Genomic DNA, 21308 nt, shown 5'->3' on the forward strand with positions numbered 1-21308 from the left:
CCTGTAAAATACAGGTTAACAACGGCTGCTTAGTCGGTCTTATTTAAATGTGTCTACTTGACAGGGGTAAGTCCAAAGACAGTCTTATTTAAATTATTTAATATAAGTACTTAAAATATTTTGTAACTGTTGGAAAACATCATCAACGTGATCCAATTCTAAAATGATTTTATCGTATTTGTGGTTATTTAACGTTAAAACTAAATTCCCCTTATTAGTGCTTGAAGCTACAAAATAGTTCACGCCATCTTTTCTGAAATAGCCATATTTACTTGCTCCTAAATGTGTACCATACATTTTCCATAAAAATTGATGGGTATCCTCTATAGAAACATCCATTATATTACTGTAGGGAACCTCGATTGTATGTTTTAATCCTAATATTGTTTCAAGACTAGAAAGTGAAATGATTAATTTATCTTCCTCAAATAAAATTGTTTTCATAAAAAATCCCTCCTTAATTCTTATACGACCCGGGACTGAATATCGTTCATTTATTTAATTTAATTATTAATACATTGGTATACTTTTTACTGAAACCACTTATTTCAAAAACTAAACAAACGTTTAATTAAGTATATAATGCAACGATGATCGTGATTTTAAAGCATTCTGACTTATAATAGGTATGCTTAGTATTAGTAAAAATCGAAAAAAATTGAACGATAAGATAATTTTTTTTTTAAGCTTGTAAATGCTAGGGAATGATATCATCTAGATAAAAGAATTATTTACTATTCTCAGGAGAGGTACATGACATGGATCAACAAGTACAAACTTATTTTGAAAACCTTGAATCAAAAGACAAGAATTTGCAATATGAAGCCTTTGACTATATTATTTCGGTTACAAAAGAGAAAGTGGATTGGTCGTATGAAGTATGGGATCGATTAAAATCGGAGCTAACTCATAAAGAAAATCACAAAAGGTCAAGAGCTGCACAATTTCTCTCAAATCTAGCGATTAGTGATCCAGAGAAGAGGATGCTAAACGATTTTCCTGCAGTTTGGCAAGTTACATATGATCCAAAGTTTGTTACGGCAAGACACACTTTACAATCAATATGGCGAGTAGGTTTAGCTAGTCCAGAGCAAAGAGCAATCGTCCTTGAACATCTAGTAAATCGTTATTTAGATTGTAAAGAAGAGAAAAACCATACACTAATTCGGTATGATATCATTCAATGTATGAGAAATCTGTATGACGCAGTTAAGAATGAGGAAATTAAACAAATGGCCTTAGAGTTGATAGAAACAGAAGAGGATCCAAAATATCGAAAAAAGTATATGACAGTGTGGAAATAGAGGTCTATTAGGGACTGCTGACAAAATGAGAAAGGAGTTTTAACTCCTTTCTCATTTTGTCTTTTTTAGGTTTAATTCATCTTTTTTAAGCGATTTAACCATGTTTTTTCTTTCGCTTGATCCCCAGCAATCCATTTATTTTCAGGTGCCCATCTCCTTTGAATAAACATTATAACGTTATATTTACTAGGTTGATTTTCTATGATATTGTTTATATGTAAAAAAGAAATAGCAATTTCTTATGCTTGTTCAGTTCAAAGATTGAAAGCGTTTACTATACAACCTAAGTAACTTAAATAGACATATGTAACTTTGATGGATATCTAACCGGTAATAAGTCACTTTAGCGAAAAAGTCGTGCAAACAGTAAGCTTTTCCATATGGCTCTGAGCCATGTATTTTTACTTTTTAATAGCATATTTGTACCAAAATTTTTTATAAGTGAAATAGATAAGAAGGGAGGGATGATGAATGATTAATATGCATCCTCGGTCAATTTTTATACTACAGGAATTTCTTAAAACAAAATCGGTAATTAATGGAAATTACCTTTCGAAATTTGCGAATGTATCATCTCGTACGATTCGAGCGGATATAAAAATGTTAAATGTGTTCATTCGTGAACACGGTGCGGTTATCCAATCCTATAGAGGAAATGGGTATCAGTTGGAGATCCTAGATGATCATTCATTTTATTCGTTTATACAAACATACCATCAAAAGAATATCGGGAACCATTCTGATGTCCCCATTGACCATAAAGGACGAGTACTATATATCTTAAGAAAATTGCTCGGTTCCCCAGACTATATAAAGCTTGAGGACTTGGCAGAAGAGATTTACGTTAGCAAATCTACAGTGAATAATTTAATAAAAGATGTGAAGAAGCTATTGGGAAAATATAAATTAATACTGGAAAAACGCCCAAACTACGGCGTATGCGTAAAGGGTGATGAATTTAATATCCGTTCTTGCATGTCCGAGTATTACTTCAATCGCGATATCCACACACCGCTTATGCAAAATGTACAATTTATGCTGAATCTGTTCAAATCCTTTGAAATAGAAATGGTCAAAGAGATTATGCTTCGTTCCCTAAAGGAAAAAGGCATGGATTTATCCGACCAGGAGTTTGAAAACTTACTAGTTCACATTTTAATTTCTATTGAAAGAATACGGAGTGGCAGTGTAATAAAAGAAATAAATATCGATACGAAATATATAGAACATTCAAAGGAGTATCAGATTTCGTGCAAGATACTATCAGAGTTGGAAAAAGCATTTTCTATTCACTTTCCATATGTAGAAAGCATTTATATAACCATCCATTTAATGGGAACAAAGGTGGCAAGCTACCTGGCTTTCGAGCCTTCCAAAGAGGAAACAGTGGATCATATGATACAAGAAATTCTTCAGTCCATTTTTGAAGAGATGAATATAGATTTACAGCATGATGAAGAGCTAAAGCTTAATATGGCGGAACATTTATATGTAGCATTAAATCGTATCAAATATGGGCTGAATGTTAGAAACCCTATAATTCAGGATATCAAAACACAATATCCATTAGCGTTCGAAGCCGGCTTAATTGCAGCCAAAGTGATTAGCAGCAAGATAAAAAAAGAAATTGAAGAAGGCGAAACCGGGTATTTGGCCATACATTTAGGTGCGTCCATCGAGAGGCAGAAAAAGAACAGAGAACAAAAACGCTGTTTAATCGTTTGCGCAACAGGAAAGGGAAGTGCCCAACTGCTTAAATATAAATTAATTGAGCATTTTGGAGGATCATTGGATATTGTCGATGTTGCAAGCTATTATAATTTGAAAGATTTTGTATTAGAGGATCAGATTGATTTTATAATCAGTACTGTGACAATCGATAATGATATTTCTGTGCCTGTTATAAAAGTAAATACAATACTAGGTAAAGATGATGTAAGCAATATCAGGAAAAAATTATTCCAACAACACAGCGGGGACATCAGTAACCATGTAAAAAGTGAACTAGTCTTTTTACAGCAGCAAATGAATTCGAGAGAGGAAGTCATCCGATTTTTAAGTAGAAAAATCGTTGATTTACAGTTGGGAGACGATGCCTTCTGTGCTTCCGTGTTGGAGCGTGAAGTATGCTCTTCTACTGCCTTTGGCAACCTTGTAGCAATTCCTCACCCTATCAAAAATATGAGTCAAGAGACGTTTATCGCGTTTTGTACCTTAACTAAGCCGATTGATTGGGGAGGAACACCTGTACAATTGGTTTGCTTATTTAGCGTAAAGCAAAACAATAAGAGTGATCTGCAATATTTATATGATTTCCTATACAACATTCTCGATAATAAAAGTACGGTAGATAAAATAATAGGCTGCACTAGTCAAAAAGAGTTTAATAAATTGATAGAGGCTAAATAGGCTAGTTTATATATAGAAAAATTTTTGGCATCCTATTTCAAAACTTCCGTTACTAACGGAAGTTTTTTATATTTAGCGGAACTGGATTTCGAATTAAAATACAAATATCAAAGAAAACGCTTTTATAAATATCAGGAGGTAAATATGGAAACTAGCTTACCAATCAGTTTTCAAATTATTTTACATGGAGGGAATGCACGCAGTTTATCATTAGAAGCAATCAGATTCGCCAAGAACGGAAAGATGGAAGAAGCACTGGAAAGTTTGAAACAGGCGAAAGAGGAATTAGGCCTTGCACATCAAATACAAACTACTCTTATTCAAGATGAAGCCGCCGATAATAAAACTGAAATCAACTTACTCCTAATCCATGCGCAAGATCATCTGATGAATGCAATCACAGTAAGGGAACTTGCAGAGGAATTCATTTCGTTATACAAAAAAATAGATACAATGCAAATGCCTTTATAAAGTCTTTTTAAAACTACAGTTTTGTTACGTAAAGAAGAAATTATAGACTAATTATAAGTAATTTTTAAAAGGAGAGATTTACTATGAAAATTTTATTATGTTGTGCAGCAGGAATGTCCACTAGCATCATTGTTAAAAAAATGCAGGCTTCAGCCGAGAACCAAGGAAAACAATATATGATCAAAGCAGTTGACCAAGGCAAAGCAGAAGAAGAAATAAAGGACAGTGATGTCGTACTTTTAGGGCCACAAATCCGCTTTTCATTGCCAAGATTTCAAGAACTGGGCAAGCAATATAATGTACCGGTCGAAGTCATCAATCAAATGCACTACGGAATGTGTAACGGTGAAGCCATTCTGAAGCATGCTGAGTCAATGACTTCCAAAGCATAAGAAGTTGGTAACTTTTTGTAGATGCCTTGATATAACACAGCAATTTGGACAGCGCTTGATATCCTAAGCCTACGGTTTATTGGAATTTCAAGATAATCATCATCGAAAAACACACTAATGAAGTTAGATCGTTTTGATGAATCATTCAAATAATTAAAAGGAGATTACAAGGAGATGAATAAACTATTCGGCTTTTTGGAGAATAAGATAGCTCCATTCACTTATAAGATTGGATCACAAAGGCATTTATTAGCAGTACGGAATGGCGTGATGTCTACGCTCCCACTGACAATTGTTGGATCGTTTTTTGTGCTATTTCTAAACTTCCCAGTCGATGCGTTCAGTCAATGGATCGCACCACATAAAGCTGCTCTCGATATTCCATTTCGTTTTACGGTTGGCGCCATGTCATTATATGCGGCATTTGGGGTAGGATCAGCATTGGCGGAGTCATATAAATTGGATCAATTGAATGCTGGCTTTTTATCAATGCTTGCATTCCTAATTTCCTGTGTTGTGCCTGTACAGGTCACACAGCCGGTAGAAGGGGTGATCGATGCTGGACGTTGGCTGCCTATCAGCAGTTTAAGTGCCGGATCATTATTCGGAGCAATTGTTACATCTTTAATTACTGTTGAAATTTATCGGTTTTTAATAAAACACAATATTACTGTAAAGATGCCGGACAGTGTTCCACCAGCAGTCGCAAAATCGTTTTCTGCCCTTATTCCTACTTTTGCAGTTGTGTTTGTTTTCTGGACTATTCGTTACGGATTAAATTTCAATATTAACTCATTCATTACAACTTTGATTTCTCCGCTTAAAAATATTTTAGTAGGCAATAGTTTACTTGGCGGATTACTAACAGTTTTCTTAATCGTATTTTTCTGGTCACTTGGCATTCACGGTCCAGCAATTTTGGATCCGCTCATTCGTCCGATGTGGGATACAGCAATCCTTGAAAATGCAGATAAATTTGCACAGACTGGAAATGCCCACCACCTACCATATTTATTCACAGAACAATTTCTTCAATGGTTCGTATGGATTGGCGGTGCGGGATCAACCTTGGCTCTTGTTGTACTGTTTATGTTCTCGAAAGTAAAATATTTAAAGGATTTAGGAAGATTGGCTTTTGTTCCAGGATTATTCAATATTAATGAGCCTATTATCTTTGGTGCTCCTATTGTGATGAACCCTATACTTTGCATTCCATTTATTGTTGCGCCATTAGTGACAACGACGATTTCTTACTTTGCAGTAGTTTCTGGTTTCATTCCAATGATGATGGCAAAATTGCCATTCACCATGTTAGCGCCAATTGGGGCTGTTATTAGTACAAACTGGACTTTTTCGGCAGGTGCCCTTTCTATCCTAAATTTCTGTGTCGCATTTGTCATATACTATCCTTTCTTTAAAGTGTTTGAAAAAAAACAACTGAAATTGGAAGAAGAAGGGAGACAAGCAGCCTAAGATGATTCAAATGATAAGTGCCGTTTTCACCTTAATAATAGCTCATATTTTATTCGACCGTTCTAACTTAGGGAGGAAGGTTACTCCTTGGGGATCAATTGGCATTTCAATTTTAGCTATCGGTTTATCCATATTTGTATTTGTACTCATGGGCAGCAAGTTTGTTTCTATCATAATTGTCACAACTGTATTTTGCAGTGTGTTCGTTTCAACAAGATATAGAGACTATGTTACAAGGTTGACTGCTGCCAGAAAATTATAGTCAATTAGGAGGAAGAAAAGGTAATGACAAGAAAACTAGGTGTTTCCATATACCCGGAGCATTCAAAACCTGAAAAAGACAAGGAATATTTAGCACTAGCTTCTCAGTACGGATTCGAACGAGTTTTTACCTGTCTTCTTTCTGTGAATAAACCAAAAGAAATGATTATGGAAGATTTTATAAATATAATCGCGTATGCAAAATCCCTAGGGATGGAAGTTATTTTGGATGTAGCGCCAGCTGTATTCGAAAAGCTGGATATCAGCTATGATGACTTAAGCTTCTTTGCTCAACTAGGTGCGGATGGAATCCGACTGGATCTTGGTTTTGACGGATTAAAGGAATCAAAGATGACATATAACTCATATGGGCTCAAGATTGAACTGAACATGAGTAATGATGTTGACTATCTAGAGAACATATTAACGCACCAAGGTAATAAGTCTCTACTGCTCGGTTGTCATAATTTTTATCCGCAAAAGTATACAGGTTTGCCATATGATTTCTTTATAAAATGCAGTGAACGATTTAAAAAGCATGGAATCCGTACAGCAGCATTTGTCACTTCTCATCACGGAAATATCGGCCCTTGGGACATTAATGATGGCTTATGTACATTAGAACAACATCGTTCCTTGCCAATTGATGTACAAGCAAAGCATTTATGGGCTACAAAGTTAATTGACGATGTCATAATCGGAAACGCATATGCAAGCGAAGATGAACTGCAGCTACTTGGATCCTTAAATCGTGATTTTGTGGAACTAAAAGTAAAGCTTCAGCCGGAAATATCTGATACAGAAAAGAACATCTCACTGGAAGAGCTTCACATAAGACGTGGGGACATTAGTGAATATATGATTCGTTCGGTAGAGGTTAGGAAAAAATATGCTGCAGAAGATTTCCCAATTCGCAAGAGCATTAAGCAACAAAAAGGGAGAATCTTCATCGGAAACAATAGCTTTGGTAAGTATAAGGGGGAGCTCCAAGTTGTGTTGCAAGACATGCCGCTAGATAGTCGGAAAAACTATATTGGGGATGTTGTAGAGGAAGAGCATTTCCTTATTGATTACATTCAGCCTTGGGGTACCTTTGCCTTAAAGGTTGAGGAATAATACTATCTCGTAAATAGATTGATAGAACGTGCTTTGTGATATAAGAGATAACGAATGAAGACTGCATTTTCAGAAGATGATTCAACTAGGACATCTCTTGAAATGCAGTCTTATTTATTCCAACGTTATATTATTATCAGTATGTGTTAAATTCATTATCACTTAACTAATAAAAAAACGAATTCGGTTGGAATTCGTTTTTGGAGTATTTAGCCTAGCAAAAATTCGATAACATTACGCTTCCAGATAAATCGCAATGTTGTAAGTAATCTTGAAAAAAAGACATCATTTTTTCAAGATTAACTCATCATTTGTTTAATTAAATCACGATTTCGTTGTTTAAATACCTCATTATGTGATGAAACCATTGCTGATCCACTGGCATCTGGTTGGATATATTGCTTCGCTTTATTAACGGCATTAGCAGCATCTTGAAATGCGCCAGCAATTAATTGTAACTTTCCTTCATGCATTAAAATATCTCCAGCTGCGTAAATCCCTTCAATCGAAGTTTCACTCGTTGTATTCCCTTTAATATAGAAATCTTGAATCATTTCTACCTTTATTTCACTGTTATTTAATAAAGAAGTATCTTGTTCATATCCGTGGTTTATGATTACTTCATCAATTGCTAGATGAGATACTTCACCAGTTTCATTATTTGTCAGTTCAACCTTTTCTATTTCTTCATGGTTTTCACCAGCAATTAGTTTCGTAATAGATGTATTGAAAAGACATTCAACTGAACTATTCATTAATTGAGAAACCTGTGCTTCATGACCCTTTAGAGCATCTTTTCGGTAAGTTAAAAAAACTTTCTTAGCAATTGGCTCTAACTCATTGGCCCAATCAATTGCAGAGTTACCACCACCGGAAACGATTACAGTTTTATCTTTGAAATGCTTAAGTGATTTTACTGTATAGTTTAAATTTGAAACTTCGAATCTTTCTGCACCATCTATTTGAAGCTTTGTTGGATTTAAAATACCACTTCCAACTGCAACAATAACTGTTTTAGAATAATGTATTTGACCTGAAGCTGTATGTAAAACAAAAATACCATTATTGTCACGAGTGATTGTGTCAACTTTTTCATTTAACACAACAGTCGGATCAAACGTTAATCCTTGCTGAACAATTTGTCCGATAAATCTCTCGCCAGGAATTGGTGGTTGTCCTCCAACATCCCAAATCACTTTTTCAGGATAACAATGAACTTTGCCACCTAATTCAGATTGAAATTCAATAATTTTTGTTTTCATTTCTCGTAAACCACTATAAAAGGCAGAGTAAAGTCCAGCAGGGCCTCCTCCGATTACTGTTACATCATAAAGATCGTTCATGTTCATTATGTTCTCACTCCAGAATATTCTGTCATTGATTATCATTCTCAATAAAATATAAACCATTTTTGAGAATTTTTCAATGATTTCACTAAAAAATAATGTTGACAATATTAGTAAATAGACTTATATTTACGTAGTAATAACGATTGATAATAATTATCATTATCACTAACGGTTGAAATATTAAATGAATGGAGGTCCGTTTATGGTACGGTTATACACTAATGAATTGACCATTGGTTATGGTGATCGTTTGATAGTAAAAGACCTTAATATAAAAATTCCGGATAAACAAATTACAACAATCATCGGTTCAAATGGATGCGGGAAGTCGACTCTTTTGAAGGCGATTACAAGAATAATCTCTCATCAATCCGGAACGATTATCTTAGACGGGGAAAACATTGCTTCAGAGAATACTAAATTACTAGCTAAAAAAATGGCAATTCTACCTCAAACACCAGAGAGTGCAAGTGGTTTAACAGTAGGTGAACTAGTGTCTTATGGTCGATTCCCATATCAAAGTGGTTTTGGCAGATTAACTCAAAAAGATATTGAAGTAATTGACTGGGCACTTGAGGTTACAGGTACAAAGGAATATAAGTACAAGTCAGTTGATTCGCTTTCAGGAGGTCAACGTCAACGAGTTTGGATCGCAATGGCGTTAGCACAAGAAACTGAAATCATTTTCCTTGATGAGCCAACTACATATTTAGATTCAGCTCATCAACTCGAAATTTTGGAGTTGTTACAAAAGCTAAATCAGGAACAAGAACGTACAATTGTTATGGTTTTACATGATCTAAATCAAGCTGCTCGATTTGCAGATTTTATCATCGCACTTAAAGATGGGGAAATCGTAAAAGCAGGCTCTTGCGAAGAAGTCATTACACATGAAGTTCTAAAAAAAGTTTTTTCAATTGATACAGTAATTGGAAGAGATCCAAGAACAGATAAACCAATGTGCATAACATACAATTTACTTAAGGGAGAAGAGAAAAATGAAGAAAATCTTAATACCATTTCTTTTAATATTCGTGCTAATTATTAGTGCATGTAGTAAAGGCGCATCAAGTACAGAAGGCTCAAAGAATGAACCAAAAAAGTCTGGAACTATTACATATCAATCGCAAAATGGTCCAGTTAAAGTCCCAGCTAACCCTAAACGTGTAGTAGTGTTATCTTCGTTTGCAGGAAATGTAATGTCTTTAGGAGTTAACATTGTCGGTGTTGATTCTTGGTCTAAGTCGAATCCTCGCTGGGCTGAAAAATTAAAAAATGCTGAAGTTGTTTCAGATGATAATATCGAAAAAATTATTGAGCTAAACCCAGATTTAATTATTGGTTTAGATAATGTTAAAAACCTTGATAAATTAAAGAAAATTGCACCTACTGTAGTTTATACATACGGCAAAGTAGATTACTTAACTCAACATATTGAAATTGGTAAATTATTAAACAAAGAAAAAGAAGCTCAAGCATGGGTAGATGATTTTAAAGCTCGTGCACAAAAGGCCGGCGAAGAGATTAAAGCTAAAATTGGTCCAAATGCAACTGTTTCTGTAATTGAAAAATTCGACAAGCAGCTTTATGTATATGGTAATAACTGGGGTCGTGGAACAGAAATTCTTTACCAAGAAATGAAATTAAAAATGCCTAAAAAAGTTGAAGAAAACGCATTAAAACCAGGATATTTTGCAATTTCATTAGAAGTACTTCCAGAGTTTATGGGTGACTATGTGATCTTCAGTAAATTTGATCAAACTGATACTTCAGTCGAAAAAACAGATACTTATAAAAATATACCAGCAGTAAAGAATAAGCACGTTTTCGAAGTAAATGGAAGTGAATTCTATTTCAATGATCCAGATACTTTAGACATGCAATTAGAATTCTTTAAAAAGCAATTTCTAGGTAACTAACAAAAATAAGAGTAGGAATTTTATTATTCCTACTCTTATTATTTAGACATTGTCCAAAGATTTTATTGTAGACTGTTTGAAAACATTTGTCTTTCGAGGCCCGAACTTATCCTAGTCGGTAATAAGCACTGCAGAAAGCGAGCGTTTGGAGGACAGCCTGAAAGACATTCTATATAGAGAAGATGAGAGGCTAATGAGACAAAAAAACAAAGGTTCTGTTCCATTCTTTTTTAAATTTATATTGGGGATGATCATTTTTATTATTATGTTTGTAATTGCGATTGTTTCCGGCGCAGCGGATACAACTGTTGGTGATGTATGGAATGCGATTTTTACAAACATGAATAGTCAACAGATTTCTATTATTAGGGAGTTGCGGTTACCTCGAGAAGTGGCGGCAATATTTGTAGGGGCAGCACTTGCGGTGGCAGGCGCTATTATGCAAGGGATGACAAGAAATCCGCTTGCAGATCCGGGTTTGCTCGGTTTAACGGCAGGAGCAAATGCAGCTTTAGCAATAACAATGGCTTTCCTACCAAAAGTAAGTTATTTTGGGATTATGATCGCTTGTTTTATTGGTGCAGCGGTTGGTTCACTAATCGTTTTTGGTATTGCTACCATGAAAAAAGGCGGCTTTTCTCCATTTCGTATTGTTTTAGCAGGGGCTGCTGTTACAGGCTTTTTAACTGCTATTTCTGAAGGTGTAGGGATTTACTTTAAAATATCTCAAAATATTTCAATGTGGACTTCAGGTGGATTAGTCGGTACTTCATGGGGGCAAGTAAAAACGATTACGCCTTTTATTATAGTAGGTGTTCTAGTAGCAATTTTCTTGTCACGTCAATTAACAATACTTAGTTTAAATGAAGAGGTTGCAGTAGGTTTAGGTCAAAATATCCCAAGAATCAAAGCAATTTTATTTGTAGTAATCGTTTTACTAGCTGGAGCGGCAGTTGCTCTAGTAGGAAATATGGCATTTTTAGGTTTAATGGTACCTCATATGGTGCGTGGATTCGTCGGAACTGATTACCGATTTATTATACCGATGTCTGCTATTTTTGGTGCTACATTCTTACTTTTGGCAGATACACTTGGGCGAACAATTAATATACCTTATGAAACACCAGTTGCAGCGATTGTTGCAATGATTGGCCTTCCTTTCTTTCTGTTTATCGTACATAAAGGAGGCAAAGAATTCTCATGATCCAGCCTGCTATTATTAGAAAACAAAGGTTAATTCTATTGATACTCTTTATACTTATTCTATTAACAATGTTTATTGGAATGAGTTTGGGGTATTCAGCAATACCATATAGTAGATTACTTCCAACATTTTTAGGTGATGGTACATTTAAAGAAGAGTTTGTAATCTTTTCAATTCGATTACCTAGAATGATTATCACTTTAATGGCAGGAATGGCCCTTGCACTATCTGGTGCCATTTTGCAAGGGGTAACACGAAATGATATGGCTGAGCCTGGAATATTAGGTTTTAATGCTGGTGCAGGTGTAGCTATTACAGTATTCTTTTTATACTTTCCAATTGAAGCAGGATCGTTTGTTTATTTAATCCCAATCGTTGGATTTTGTGGTGCTGTTATAACAGCAATTATTATTTACTTATTTTCTTATAAGAAAAATTCGGGTTTACAACCTATAAGACTAGTTTTAGTCGGTATTGGTTTCTCGATGGCTCTTTCAGGAATAATGATTGTATTAATTTCATCTGCGGAACGTGCTAAAGTAGATTTTATTGCAAAATGGTTAGCAGGTAATATATGGGGAACAGATTGGCCGTTTATTTGGGCATTCTTACCATGGCTAATTGTATTAATTCCGTTTACTTTATATAAAGCAAACACATTAAACCTTCTTAATTTAAATGAGCCTGTTGCAATAGGGGTAGGGGTCTCCTTAGAAAAGGAAAGAATTGTTTTAATGTTAGCAGCAGTTGCATTAGCAGCATCTGCCGTTTCAGTAACAGGAGGAATTGCGTTTATCGGATTAATGGCACCACATATAGCTAAAAGTTTAGTTGGCCCAAGAAATCAATTATTTATACCCATCGCAATTTTAATTGGTGGATTATTACTATTAGTTGCCGACACAATCGGAAGAAACTTAGTCGATCCGGAAGGAATACCAGCAGGGATTATAGTAGCCCTAATCGGTGGACCTTACTTTGTATATTTAATTCTAAAAAAGGCTTAATCAATAGAAAAAAGACATTGTGAACTACACAAAGTGTTCAAACAATGTCTTTTCTTTATTCTTAAACAGTTAATTCTTCATTTAAGTATTTAATTTGGCCTTCTTTTAAAGATTGAATACGAGCAAGAGATTCTACTCGATTACCACGATCACGCAGAAGCTTTCCACCATTTTGGAATGATTTTTCAATTACGATCCCAAAGCCAACTGTCTCTGCCTTCGCTTGTTCGATGATTGAAAGTAATCCAAGAGCTGCCTGTCCGTTTGCTAAGAAATCATCTATTATTAATACTTTATCGCCTTCGTCTAACCATTTATGAGAAATTGAAATTTCATTTTCTTCTTTTTTTGTAAATGAATATACTTTAGCAGTATAAACATCTTGCTGCATTGTGATTGATTTTTTCTTGCGAGCAAAAACTAGGGGAACATTTAAAGCAAGTGCTGTCATTAGCCCAGGTCCGATACCTGAAGATTCTATCGTAACTACCTTTGTTATTTTTTCTTCAGAGAATAAACGCGCAAATTCTTCCCCAATTTCTTTCATTAAAACAGGATCCATTTGATGATTTAAGAAAGCATCCACCTTTAATACATCATTTGCCAAAACGATTCCTTCTTGTTCAATTTTCTTAAGTAATAATTCCATAATGATCCCCCTTAATGTAAACAAAAAACTCAAAACATGTACTTCACTGTATAAAATGAGTGAAGTAACACATTTTGAGTCTTTGATTAGCAAGAGCTATAGACAGATGTGTTACCACTCATAGTCGGTAAATTTAAGGTTAACCGGTAGAAACTCGTGAGCCATATCCTCACTATTATACGAGTGAAATTTATAATTTTAATGAAACTATAACATGTTAATAGAATCTGGTCTAGCAATTAATAGGTGTAAATTATTAGCATTATTGAATATACCTAATACAGTTTACAAATAAACTTAGTGAACTCCTTTACTAAATCCTGGTCATAAACAGTACCACTTTTTTTTTGAATTTTTTTTAACGATAATTCAATTGAACATTTCTTTCGATAACAACGGTCATGGGTTAGAGCATCAAAACTATCAATTATTCTAACTATTTTCGAATTAAAATCAATTTCGTTACTACATAAACCTTCATAGCCAGTCCCATCAATATTTTCATGATGATAACGTACAGCTTTTAAAATATCTTTATGATATGAAAAATCTTTTAATAAATCATATCCATAAATTGTGTGATTCTTCATTAGATTCCACTCGGAATCAGTAAGAGGACCTCTTTTTGCAACGATTGAAATTGGTATTTTTAGTTTACCAATATCATGTACATAACCAATAAAATGTAACTGATTGGATTGATATAATGAGAGATCTAAATATCTACTGAATTTATACGACATTTCTCCTACACGCATCCCGTGTAAAAAAGTATCATGATCAAGTTGCCTTAGTAGATCAACTACCTCATTTGTGACGAATGTTTGCCTTTCTTTTATCATAAAATCACCTTTGAATGCTTATTCAAAATAAAATTTATTTTAATAAATGGGCGATATGATTAATATCGCGCTGTGAAAGTGTAGAACTAATTACCGCAATTGGAACAGTTTCTAGATCAATTTGAAAATCAGCAATGATAAAGTCTAAACGTAATTCACTGATCGTTTCCGGACTCAAATCGCCATTTTGGAGTTCAACAAACTGGATTTTATCTCCAAATTCCTTTATTAGTTTAGCTGTTAAATACTGCCGTACACCATAACCTTCACTACTTAACAGTAGGACCCTTTTTTTTACTAATGATAATTTAGTGATTATTGCTTGAATATTTAAAGTGATTTTAGCAATTACTTCATTATTTACTTCTGGGTATGAAAGGTTTTTGCACCATTTACGAAATACGGCTTTTACTTTATTAAATAACTCTGGATAACGCTTTTTAGCGTAATCAGATATGAGAGAAGATCGATCAATTCTACCGTTTAAAAAAAGAAATAGGGAAAGGACTTTAAATTGTTTTTGAAGAGTGAGAATAAAGTCATTATGATCATGTAATTTTATACTAAGCTTTTTTTCGAGCATCGTAACAAGCTCTTGTAATTCTAAATATTGTTTTTCGGATTTATTATGGTAGCTATTTATTATTTCATCTTGAGGTTCATTATCGCTAGAAAAATAAGGGAATGCAGATATCATTAGAGAAAGAGCGTTAATCTCATCTAATGGAATAGATACTTTATAAATTTTTTCTAGTTGTACGCCTATATCAGTTGCAACTGAAAAAAACTTCGTATCCTTAATATTGTTAGAAGGATTTAAGTCCAATTGTACATCTCGATCAATTCTTTGAAGCATCGTACCAACATAATAAATATATTTATACATTGTAGGTGGAAATAAAAATAAATTATTATTTTCAGCAGACTTTGTCACTACTTCTTTAATTATAGAAAACGATAGTGAATCATAAGGCCACTTATTAGTATAGGAATATAGACCATATAATACGTCACAGCATAAGATTCTTTTTTGAAACTCATTACCTACAATTTCAAGAGGTGCACGCTTTAAACTTAAATTATATGATTTCAATAAAGTGTCTACTCGTTCGAGAATTTTATAAACAGTATTATGATGTGTGTATAAAACTTTTCCTAAATCACTAATGTATTCAATCTCTTTAATTAGAATAAACATGATTACTTGAAGCGATAGAGAATTCTTAACAAAAAGAGAACGAACTTGATCAAGCGAGGAATTAATTGGATTATTTATATAAATACCTTTTCCTTTTATCGTTTCAATATGCCATCCTTCTGGGAATGTTGCATTGATAATTTGTATATCAGTTCTTATTGTTTTCTCGGTGCAATTTAAATTTTTAGCAAGCTCCTCTGTTTTGAACCATTTTTCTTGACTACTTAAAAGATCGATTAAGTGTAATCTTCGTAAACTCGCCTTATCCATCTCATCTCCTACTTTGATCTAAAATAATTTTATTTAAAATAAACTAACATTTTTTGTGATAACACTCACATAAAATGTTGTTGAGATAATGTTTTCAAAATTATTGTAAACTTAGATGATGGATTAGGAAATGACTATTTTTACCGTTAAAAACGGTAAAAATAAACACTAATCGACAATCTCCTTTTTATATAACGAAAGGCATACATCGTTTAGGGAAACTTTATATATTACTTGTTTTTACCTATCAAAACGGTAAAAAATAGCATTTGAAACTTTAATTAGCAAGACTATAATTTAATTTGAAAAGGAACTCGAGTTATTTTGGGATTGTATTCGGATGTGATCATGATTGGTGCTCTAAATTGAGAAATGAGGAGGGAAATGATGGGTACAGTGTTACTGTTTTTTATACTAGGAAAACTTTTGCTAGTTCAGTCTATGTTACATAGTCGAATTACTTTGTTAGGATTATTATTTAGTATTTTTATTGTTGTTTTGCTATATTTACTTCCAATCCTTTTAGAATTCAATAAAAGAGAACGAACTATTGGTTATAGTTTTACTTCATTAGTGGTAGGAACTATATTTTTAATCTGTACTATTTATGAAAGATATGCTGTTTTTGTATTTTCTACGCTTAATCAAACAGAAGAAATCTCCAATACTATATTCTCTTTTTTTATGATAGGGGACTTACTTTTCATTTTTGACTTTGTATTATTACTGTACCTCTTACTATTCAAAGTACTTAAAATAAAGACAACACAATTAATTTTCGGAAAAAAAATCAGGACAAATAAGATAGTATTAAAAAGGAATGTATATTCATATTCACCTCTTAAAAACATTACGCTTAATGAAGATTAAGGAATAACCGATATTAATGGATAGAGTTTAGAGACTAAATAAATGGCGTACGAAAAACCTCACTTTTGAAGTGAGGTTTTTTTTTGCACATTCAACCGGTGAATTCTTTTACTGAGGAGCAATAAATTGGGCAATTGAAACGGTAACATTGCCCAAGTCCTCAACATATTTTGTTGTTGAGAGTCTGCATTTTAGTAGATTCAAATTAGGGAATCGTATTTATTTTATTTAAGTGCGGTATGTTTTATTCGCTTTCAAATTTTATGTCGGAGGTTATAAAAATGTATGATTTTCAAAGAGAGCTTCAACAATTAAACGTTGGTCAGTTTCAATCAAGTCAATTAGTTCCATGGGACTATAATCAGTATCAAAATTTCGAAGCTAGAATGTGTGCATGTTTCTTTCCTTTCTTTAGTTGTTTTGGTTGCGGCGGTTGTGGAGGCTGTGGAGGCTGTGGAGGCTGTTTCCGTTGTGGAGGATGCGGTCGCTGTCACCGTTAAATGTAATGTTTCATAAAAACTATTTGTCCATTTAGACAAACAGCCCCTACTAATCTTTGTAGGGGCTATAGAGTTATGTTATGACATAAGGAATACATAATATACATAGGATTATGAAGAAAGTATTTATGCTATTTAATGAACAACTCACTGTATCGAAGGGGTTGAAAAGGATGTCAAAATTGAATCCATCTGCACGTCTAAAGGTTAACCGAGATACTTTTTTTGTACCTGATTCGAATGGAGGGGTCTATTTTAGGAATAACTTAAGTTCATTTCGCATGGAAGGTGCTTCTGTTTACCAGTGGATTGAAAAGTTAGTGCCTATGTTTAACGGCGAACACTCACTAGATAGCTTAACAAATGGTTTGCCTGACCAATACCGGGATAGAGTAATTGAAATTGGTGAGACTTTATATAACAATGGCTTTGCACGGGATGTAAGTAAGGATCTGCCACATCAATTATCTAAAGAGATTTTAAATAAGTATGCCAGTCAAATTGAGTTTTTAAATTGCTTCGGAGATTCTGGTTCATATCGTTTTCAAACCTATCGCCAATCCAAGATATTGGCAATTGGTTCTGGAACAATTGTCACTTCGCTAGTTTCAGCATTATTAGAGTCGGGATTAGCGAAATTCCATCTTTTAATAACGAACACGGAAAATACTGATAAAAAACGAATAAAAGAAATTGTAGACAACGCACGAAAGACGGATCGTGAAGTCGAAGTTGAATTAATGAAGAGAGAGAAGCTTTCGTTACAAGAGATTGTATCGACTTTTGATTCGATTTTATATGTATCAGAAGATGATCGTGTTTATGAGCTTAAAATGCTTAATGAGATTTGTAAAAGGGAGAAAAAGAGATTTATTCCAGCAATTTCTTCCCAAAGGATCTGCATGACAGGACCACTAGTAACTTCAAATTCGGAAGCTTGCTTCGAGTCAGCATGGAGAAGCGTTCATCAAAACATACTCTGTGAAGAAGGAGTCAACCATCCATTGTCTTCAATTTCATCGGCAATGTTGGCAAATATAATGGTGTTCGAGTTATTTAAGGATATTACAAAATCACGCGAAACAGAAAAGAATAATCAAGTTTATATTATTAATCAAGAGACGCTAGAGGGCAGTTGGCACACATTCTCTCCTCATCCATTAGTGACTGGGAAAGCAAAAGCTAAAATAGTCCATAATTTTGAGGAAAAGCTAGAGCAAAACAAATTGAAAGGAGATCAAAGTAAGTTATTAACTTACTTAGGTCAGTTCAATTCACAAGAAACTGGATTATTTCACGTTTGGGATGAGGGCGAACTAAACCAACTTCCATTAGCTCAGTGTCGGATACAAGTAGTAGATCCTCTTACAGAAGGCCCAGTAAAATTACTAACGAGTACGATTTGTACTGAATTAACTCATGAAGAAGCAAGAAGAGAGGCGGGACTTACTGGAGTTGAAATGTATGTAGCTCAAATAGCCAATCAACTTATTATGAATTCAGAGTCCGATGTTGTTGAGAGTATGGAACCTGGTGAATACATCGCAATAGCTACTGGTCAAACTTTTTCAGAAAGTATTTGCAGAGCCCTACAAAAATATTTATCTGAAGAGCTTAATAAACAAGCGAGTGATCATAAAAGTAAAATTCAGGAAATAAAAGCGATAAAAATTGAAGATGATTGTGCTCAATTTTATTTACAAACATTAAATACAATACATGAATCTCCAAAAATAGCATTAGGGAAAGAGATTTGTGGATTTCCAGTAGTTTGGATTGGTACACAAAAAGGTTGGTATAGAAGTGTTGGTTTAAATATAACTATGGCCATACAAGATGCTCTAAAACAAGTACTTAAGGAGTTGCAAAATAAGACTCCATTACTTGCATCAACAGCTATTCAAAGTTCGTTAGTTTTAGTAGAAGAAAAGCAAATACCTGAAATTATTATTCCTCAATCTAATCGCGCTCAACATACTGATTTATTAGTCTCGGCTATTGATACTTTAAAACAGAAAAATATTGAATTACTAACATTGGAGTTTATGCTTGAATCGATTAATGTAGAGGAACTAGCGGGAGTTTATGGTGTCTTGTTAAGAGAGGTGAACTCAATTTGAATTCAACGGTTACCATTTTTGGAGAGGGATTATTAAGTAAGTACACATCTGAAATCCTTTTAAATAAGTATAAGATCGTTCAACAGAAAGATTTAGAGTCGAAGGTTTCTCAGGATACTAGTTTAATCCTTATTTTGGATGACGCATGGAACCCTAAGATTTATGAAAAAGCAGATGAAATCTTTAGAATAGGAACTGTTCCATGGCTACGTGCTTGTGTTTCGTTTGGGGAAGGTGTAATCGGACCTTTAGTACATCCAGGGCAAAAAGGGTGCATAAAGTGTGCCGATTTTAGACGTTTAATGGCTGGTAGAGAGCGAAGAGAAATGCTAGAAATAGATGATCAGTTATTAGAAGGCGATGGAGTATCGGATGATGTATGGGGTACAAGAACGGGACTTTTACAAATGGCTTACTTAATTGCAGCTGAAGTAGATAAATTTATGAACGGTAAAGAAACACGTCTAGAGGAACGAATTTTTTTATTAAATATGAAAACATTCAAGAGCTCAAATCACTTTTTTTTACCGAATCCTTTATGTCCAATTTGTGGTGAATTAGAAGATGATACTTCTGATTCAGCGATTATTTCACTTGAGCCTAGTATGAAAGTTTCGCCAACTAGTTATCGTAGTCGCTCAATGGATGAATTAAAAAAAGTGTTAGTTAATGATTATTTAGGTCAAAAGACAGGTTTTTTAAATGGAAAGGCATTTGATCTATCTACGCCATTTGCAGATGTAGTTGTAAATCTACCGTTACTACAAGGGGATGAAGGAACAGCAGGACGTACACTTTCATATGAATCTAGTGAATTAACTGCCATATTGGAAGGGTTAGAAAGGTATTGTGGCCTCACTCCACGAGGAAAAAAAACGGTCGTACATGATAGTTATAACAACGTAAAAGATTATGCAATTAATCCTGAAATTGTCGGTACTCATTCGAAAGAGCAATATGCTCTGCCGCGTTTTCCATTTAAGGCGTTTAATCCTAAACGGAAGATTGATTGGGTATGGGGCTATTCATTTTTGAAGGAAGAGCCGATTCTTGTACCGGAGTTGCTTTCATATTATAGTCTAGGATGCGGACACGGTTATGTGTACGAAACTTCCAATGGATGTGCATTAGGGGGCAGCCTAGAAGAAGCTATATTCTACGGTATTTTGGAAATCGTTGAACGGGATTCATTTTTAATGACTTGGTATGCTCAGTTGCCTCTTCCTCGACTTGATCCAAAATCGGCTAAGGATCAAGAACTCGATTTAATGATTGAGCGAATGCGCTTAGTTGGAGGGTATGATCTTCATCTATTTAATTCGACGATGGAGAATGGAATTCCAAGTATTGTTGCCATTGCAAAAAATCGAAAAGAACATGGTTTAAACCTCATTTGTGCAGCAGGCGCTCATCTTGACCCGGTTAGGGCGGTTAAAAGCGCAGTACATGAATTAGCTGGGATGATGTTAACATTGGATAAAAAGTTTGAAGAAAATTATGCTAAAAATATGAAAATGCTTTTAGACAACACTCTCGTTAAACAAATGGAAGATCATGGAATGTTATATGGTTTACGTCAAGCAGAGGAGCGTCTGAAATTTTTATTAGATGATAACCGTCCATTAAAGACTTTTGAGGAAGAATTTAAATGGAATACAAACCATCTGGATTTGACGAATGATTTAAAGGATATTCTACAAGAATTTAAAAAATTAAATCTTGATGTGATCGTAGTTGATCAAACTACACCTGAAATCAAAAGAAATGGATTATCTTGTGTAAAAGTCTTAATTCCAGGGATGTTGCCAATGACATTCGGCAATCATCTAAAACGATTGAATGGACTTGATCGAGTGTTAGAGGTTCCTGTTAAAATGGGTTATACGAAGAAACCGCTAAAGCCGGAGCAGCTCAATCCATATCCGCACCCGTTCCCATAGGTGGTGTTTTAGGA

19 protein-coding genes and 1 riboswitch are annotated in these 21308 nt (G+C 34.2%); of the genes, 14 read left to right on the top strand and 5 right to left on the bottom strand.

Features of this window, described 5'->3' with window-relative positions; all coding sequences use genetic code 11:
* Positions 1–93 precede the first annotated feature (93 nt).
* A complete protein-coding gene (locus AN960_RS21640) occupies positions 94–444 on the bottom strand; it encodes a hypothetical protein (RefSeq protein WP_056476230.1) in 351 nt (116 codons plus the stop codon).
* Between the two features lie 314 nt (positions 445–758).
* On the opposite strand from AN960_RS21640, the gene AN960_RS21645 reads away from it, so the two are divergent.
* The 6 genes from AN960_RS21645 (at position 759) to AN960_RS21675 (ending at position 7426) form a co-directional block, all read left to right on the top strand.
* The gene (locus AN960_RS21645; RefSeq protein ID WP_056476233.1) at positions 759–1304 is read left to right on the top strand and encodes a hypothetical protein; all 546 of its coding nucleotides are present in this window, start codon (positions 759–761) and stop codon (positions 1302–1304) included.
* Between the two features lie 471 nt (positions 1305–1775).
* The gene (locus AN960_RS21650; RefSeq protein WP_056476235.1) at positions 1776–3713 is read left to right on the top strand and encodes a BglG family transcription antiterminator; all 1938 of its coding nucleotides are present in this window, start codon (positions 1776–1778) and stop codon (positions 3711–3713) included.
* A 144-nt stretch (positions 3714–3857) separates the two neighbouring features.
* A complete protein-coding gene (locus tag AN960_RS21655; RefSeq protein ID WP_056476237.1) occupies positions 3858–4184 on the top strand; it encodes a PTS lactose/cellobiose transporter subunit IIA in 327 nt (108 codons plus the stop codon).
* Positions 4185–4267: 83 nt separating this feature from the next.
* On the top strand, positions 4268–4576 hold the full coding sequence (locus tag AN960_RS21660) for a PTS sugar transporter subunit IIB (protein WP_056476240.1): 309 nt from the start codon (positions 4268–4270) through the stop codon (positions 4574–4576).
* A gap of 174 nt (positions 4577–4750) precedes the next feature.
* A complete protein-coding gene (locus AN960_RS21665; RefSeq protein ID WP_056476242.1) occupies positions 4751–6049 on the top strand; it encodes a PTS sugar transporter subunit IIC in 1299 nt (432 codons plus the stop codon).
* A 285-nt stretch (positions 6050–6334) separates the two neighbouring features.
* The gene (locus tag AN960_RS21675) at positions 6335–7426 is read left to right on the top strand and encodes a DUF871 domain-containing protein (protein WP_056476248.1); all 1092 of its coding nucleotides are present in this window, start codon (positions 6335–6337) and stop codon (positions 7424–7426) included.
* A 299-nt stretch (positions 7427–7725) separates the two neighbouring features.
* On the opposite strand, the gene AN960_RS21680 is transcribed toward AN960_RS21675, so the two are convergent.
* Positions 7726–8775 carry an NAD(P)/FAD-dependent oxidoreductase gene (locus tag AN960_RS21680; RefSeq protein WP_056476251.1) on the bottom strand — a complete coding sequence of 350 codons (1050 nt, stop codon included), beginning with the start codon at positions 8773–8775 and terminating at the stop codon, positions 7726–7728.
* Between the two features lie 202 nt (positions 8776–8977).
* Between AN960_RS21680 and AN960_RS21685 the strand changes: the two genes are divergently transcribed.
* The 4 genes from AN960_RS21685 (at position 8978) to AN960_RS21700 (ending at position 12905) form a co-directional block, all read left to right on the top strand.
* Positions 8978–9823 carry an ABC transporter ATP-binding protein gene (locus tag AN960_RS21685; protein WP_056476253.1) on the top strand — a complete coding sequence of 282 codons (846 nt, stop codon included), beginning with the start codon at positions 8978–8980 and terminating at the stop codon, positions 9821–9823.
* Positions 9774–10694, top strand: a complete 921-nt coding sequence (locus AN960_RS21690; protein ID WP_056476256.1) for an iron-hydroxamate ABC transporter substrate-binding protein — start codon at positions 9774–9776, stop codon at positions 10692–10694. Before AN960_RS21685 ends, AN960_RS21690 begins: the two co-directional genes overlap by 50 nt.
* A 193-nt stretch (positions 10695–10887) precedes the next feature.
* On the top strand, positions 10888–11898 hold the full coding sequence (locus AN960_RS21695) for a FecCD family ABC transporter permease (RefSeq protein WP_056476259.1): 1011 nt from the start codon (positions 10888–10890) through the stop codon (positions 11896–11898).
* Positions 11895–12905 (top strand): FecCD family ABC transporter permease, encoded by a 1011-nt coding sequence (locus AN960_RS21700; RefSeq protein WP_056476261.1) that lies wholly within the window; start codon positions 11895–11897, stop codon positions 12903–12905. The genes AN960_RS21695 and AN960_RS21700 overlap by 4 nt, the downstream gene beginning before the upstream one ends.
* 61 nt (positions 12906–12966) lie before the next feature.
* On the opposite strand, the gene AN960_RS21705 is transcribed toward AN960_RS21700, so the two are convergent.
* The 3 genes from AN960_RS21705 to AN960_RS21715 form a co-directional block, all read right to left on the bottom strand.
* On the bottom strand, positions 12967–13554 hold the full coding sequence (locus AN960_RS21705) for a xanthine phosphoribosyltransferase (RefSeq protein ID WP_056476264.1): 588 nt from the start codon (positions 13552–13554) through the stop codon (positions 12967–12969).
* A 101-nt stretch (positions 13555–13655) separates the two neighbouring features.
* Positions 13656–13757: riboswitch (purine riboswitch) on the bottom strand.
* A 72-nt stretch (positions 13758–13829) separates the two neighbouring features.
* The gene (locus tag AN960_RS21710; protein WP_056476267.1) at positions 13830–14396 is read right to left on the bottom strand and encodes an HD-GYP domain-containing protein; all 567 of its coding nucleotides are present in this window, start codon (positions 14394–14396) and stop codon (positions 13830–13832) included.
* 34 nt (positions 14397–14430) lie between these two features.
* Positions 14431–15864, bottom strand: a complete 1434-nt coding sequence (locus tag AN960_RS21715) for a BglG family transcription antiterminator (protein ID WP_056476270.1) — start codon at positions 15862–15864, stop codon at positions 14431–14433.
* 387 nt (positions 15865–16251) lie between these two features.
* On the opposite strand from AN960_RS21715, the gene AN960_RS21720 reads away from it, so the two are divergent.
* The 4 genes from AN960_RS21720 (at position 16252) to AN960_RS21735 (ending at position 21294) form a co-directional block, all read left to right on the top strand.
* Complete coding sequence (locus AN960_RS21720) at positions 16252–16734, top strand: hypothetical protein (protein ID WP_056476272.1); 483 nt, start codon at positions 16252–16254, stop codon at positions 16732–16734.
* Between the two features lie 281 nt (positions 16735–17015).
* Entirely contained in the window at positions 17016–17234 is a 219-nt protein-coding gene (locus AN960_RS21725; RefSeq protein WP_056476277.1) for a heterocycloanthracin/sonorensin family bacteriocin, read from the top strand.
* A gap of 173 nt (positions 17235–17407) precedes the next feature.
* Positions 17408–19354: a putative thiazole-containing bacteriocin maturation protein gene (locus tag AN960_RS21730; protein WP_056476280.1), complete on the top strand. Its 1947-nt coding sequence runs from the start codon at positions 17408–17410 to the stop codon at positions 19352–19354.
* A complete protein-coding gene (locus AN960_RS21735) occupies positions 19351–21294 on the top strand; it encodes a TOMM precursor leader peptide-binding protein (RefSeq protein WP_056476283.1) in 1944 nt (647 codons plus the stop codon). Before AN960_RS21730 ends, AN960_RS21735 begins: the two co-directional genes overlap by 4 nt.
* Positions 21295–21308 lie beyond the last annotated feature (14 nt).

It is taken from the genome of Bacillus sp. FJAT-25509 (assembly GCF_001420605.1).
In the GTDB taxonomy this organism is placed as follows: Bacteria; Bacillota; Bacilli; order Bacillales; family Bacillaceae_G; genus Gottfriedia.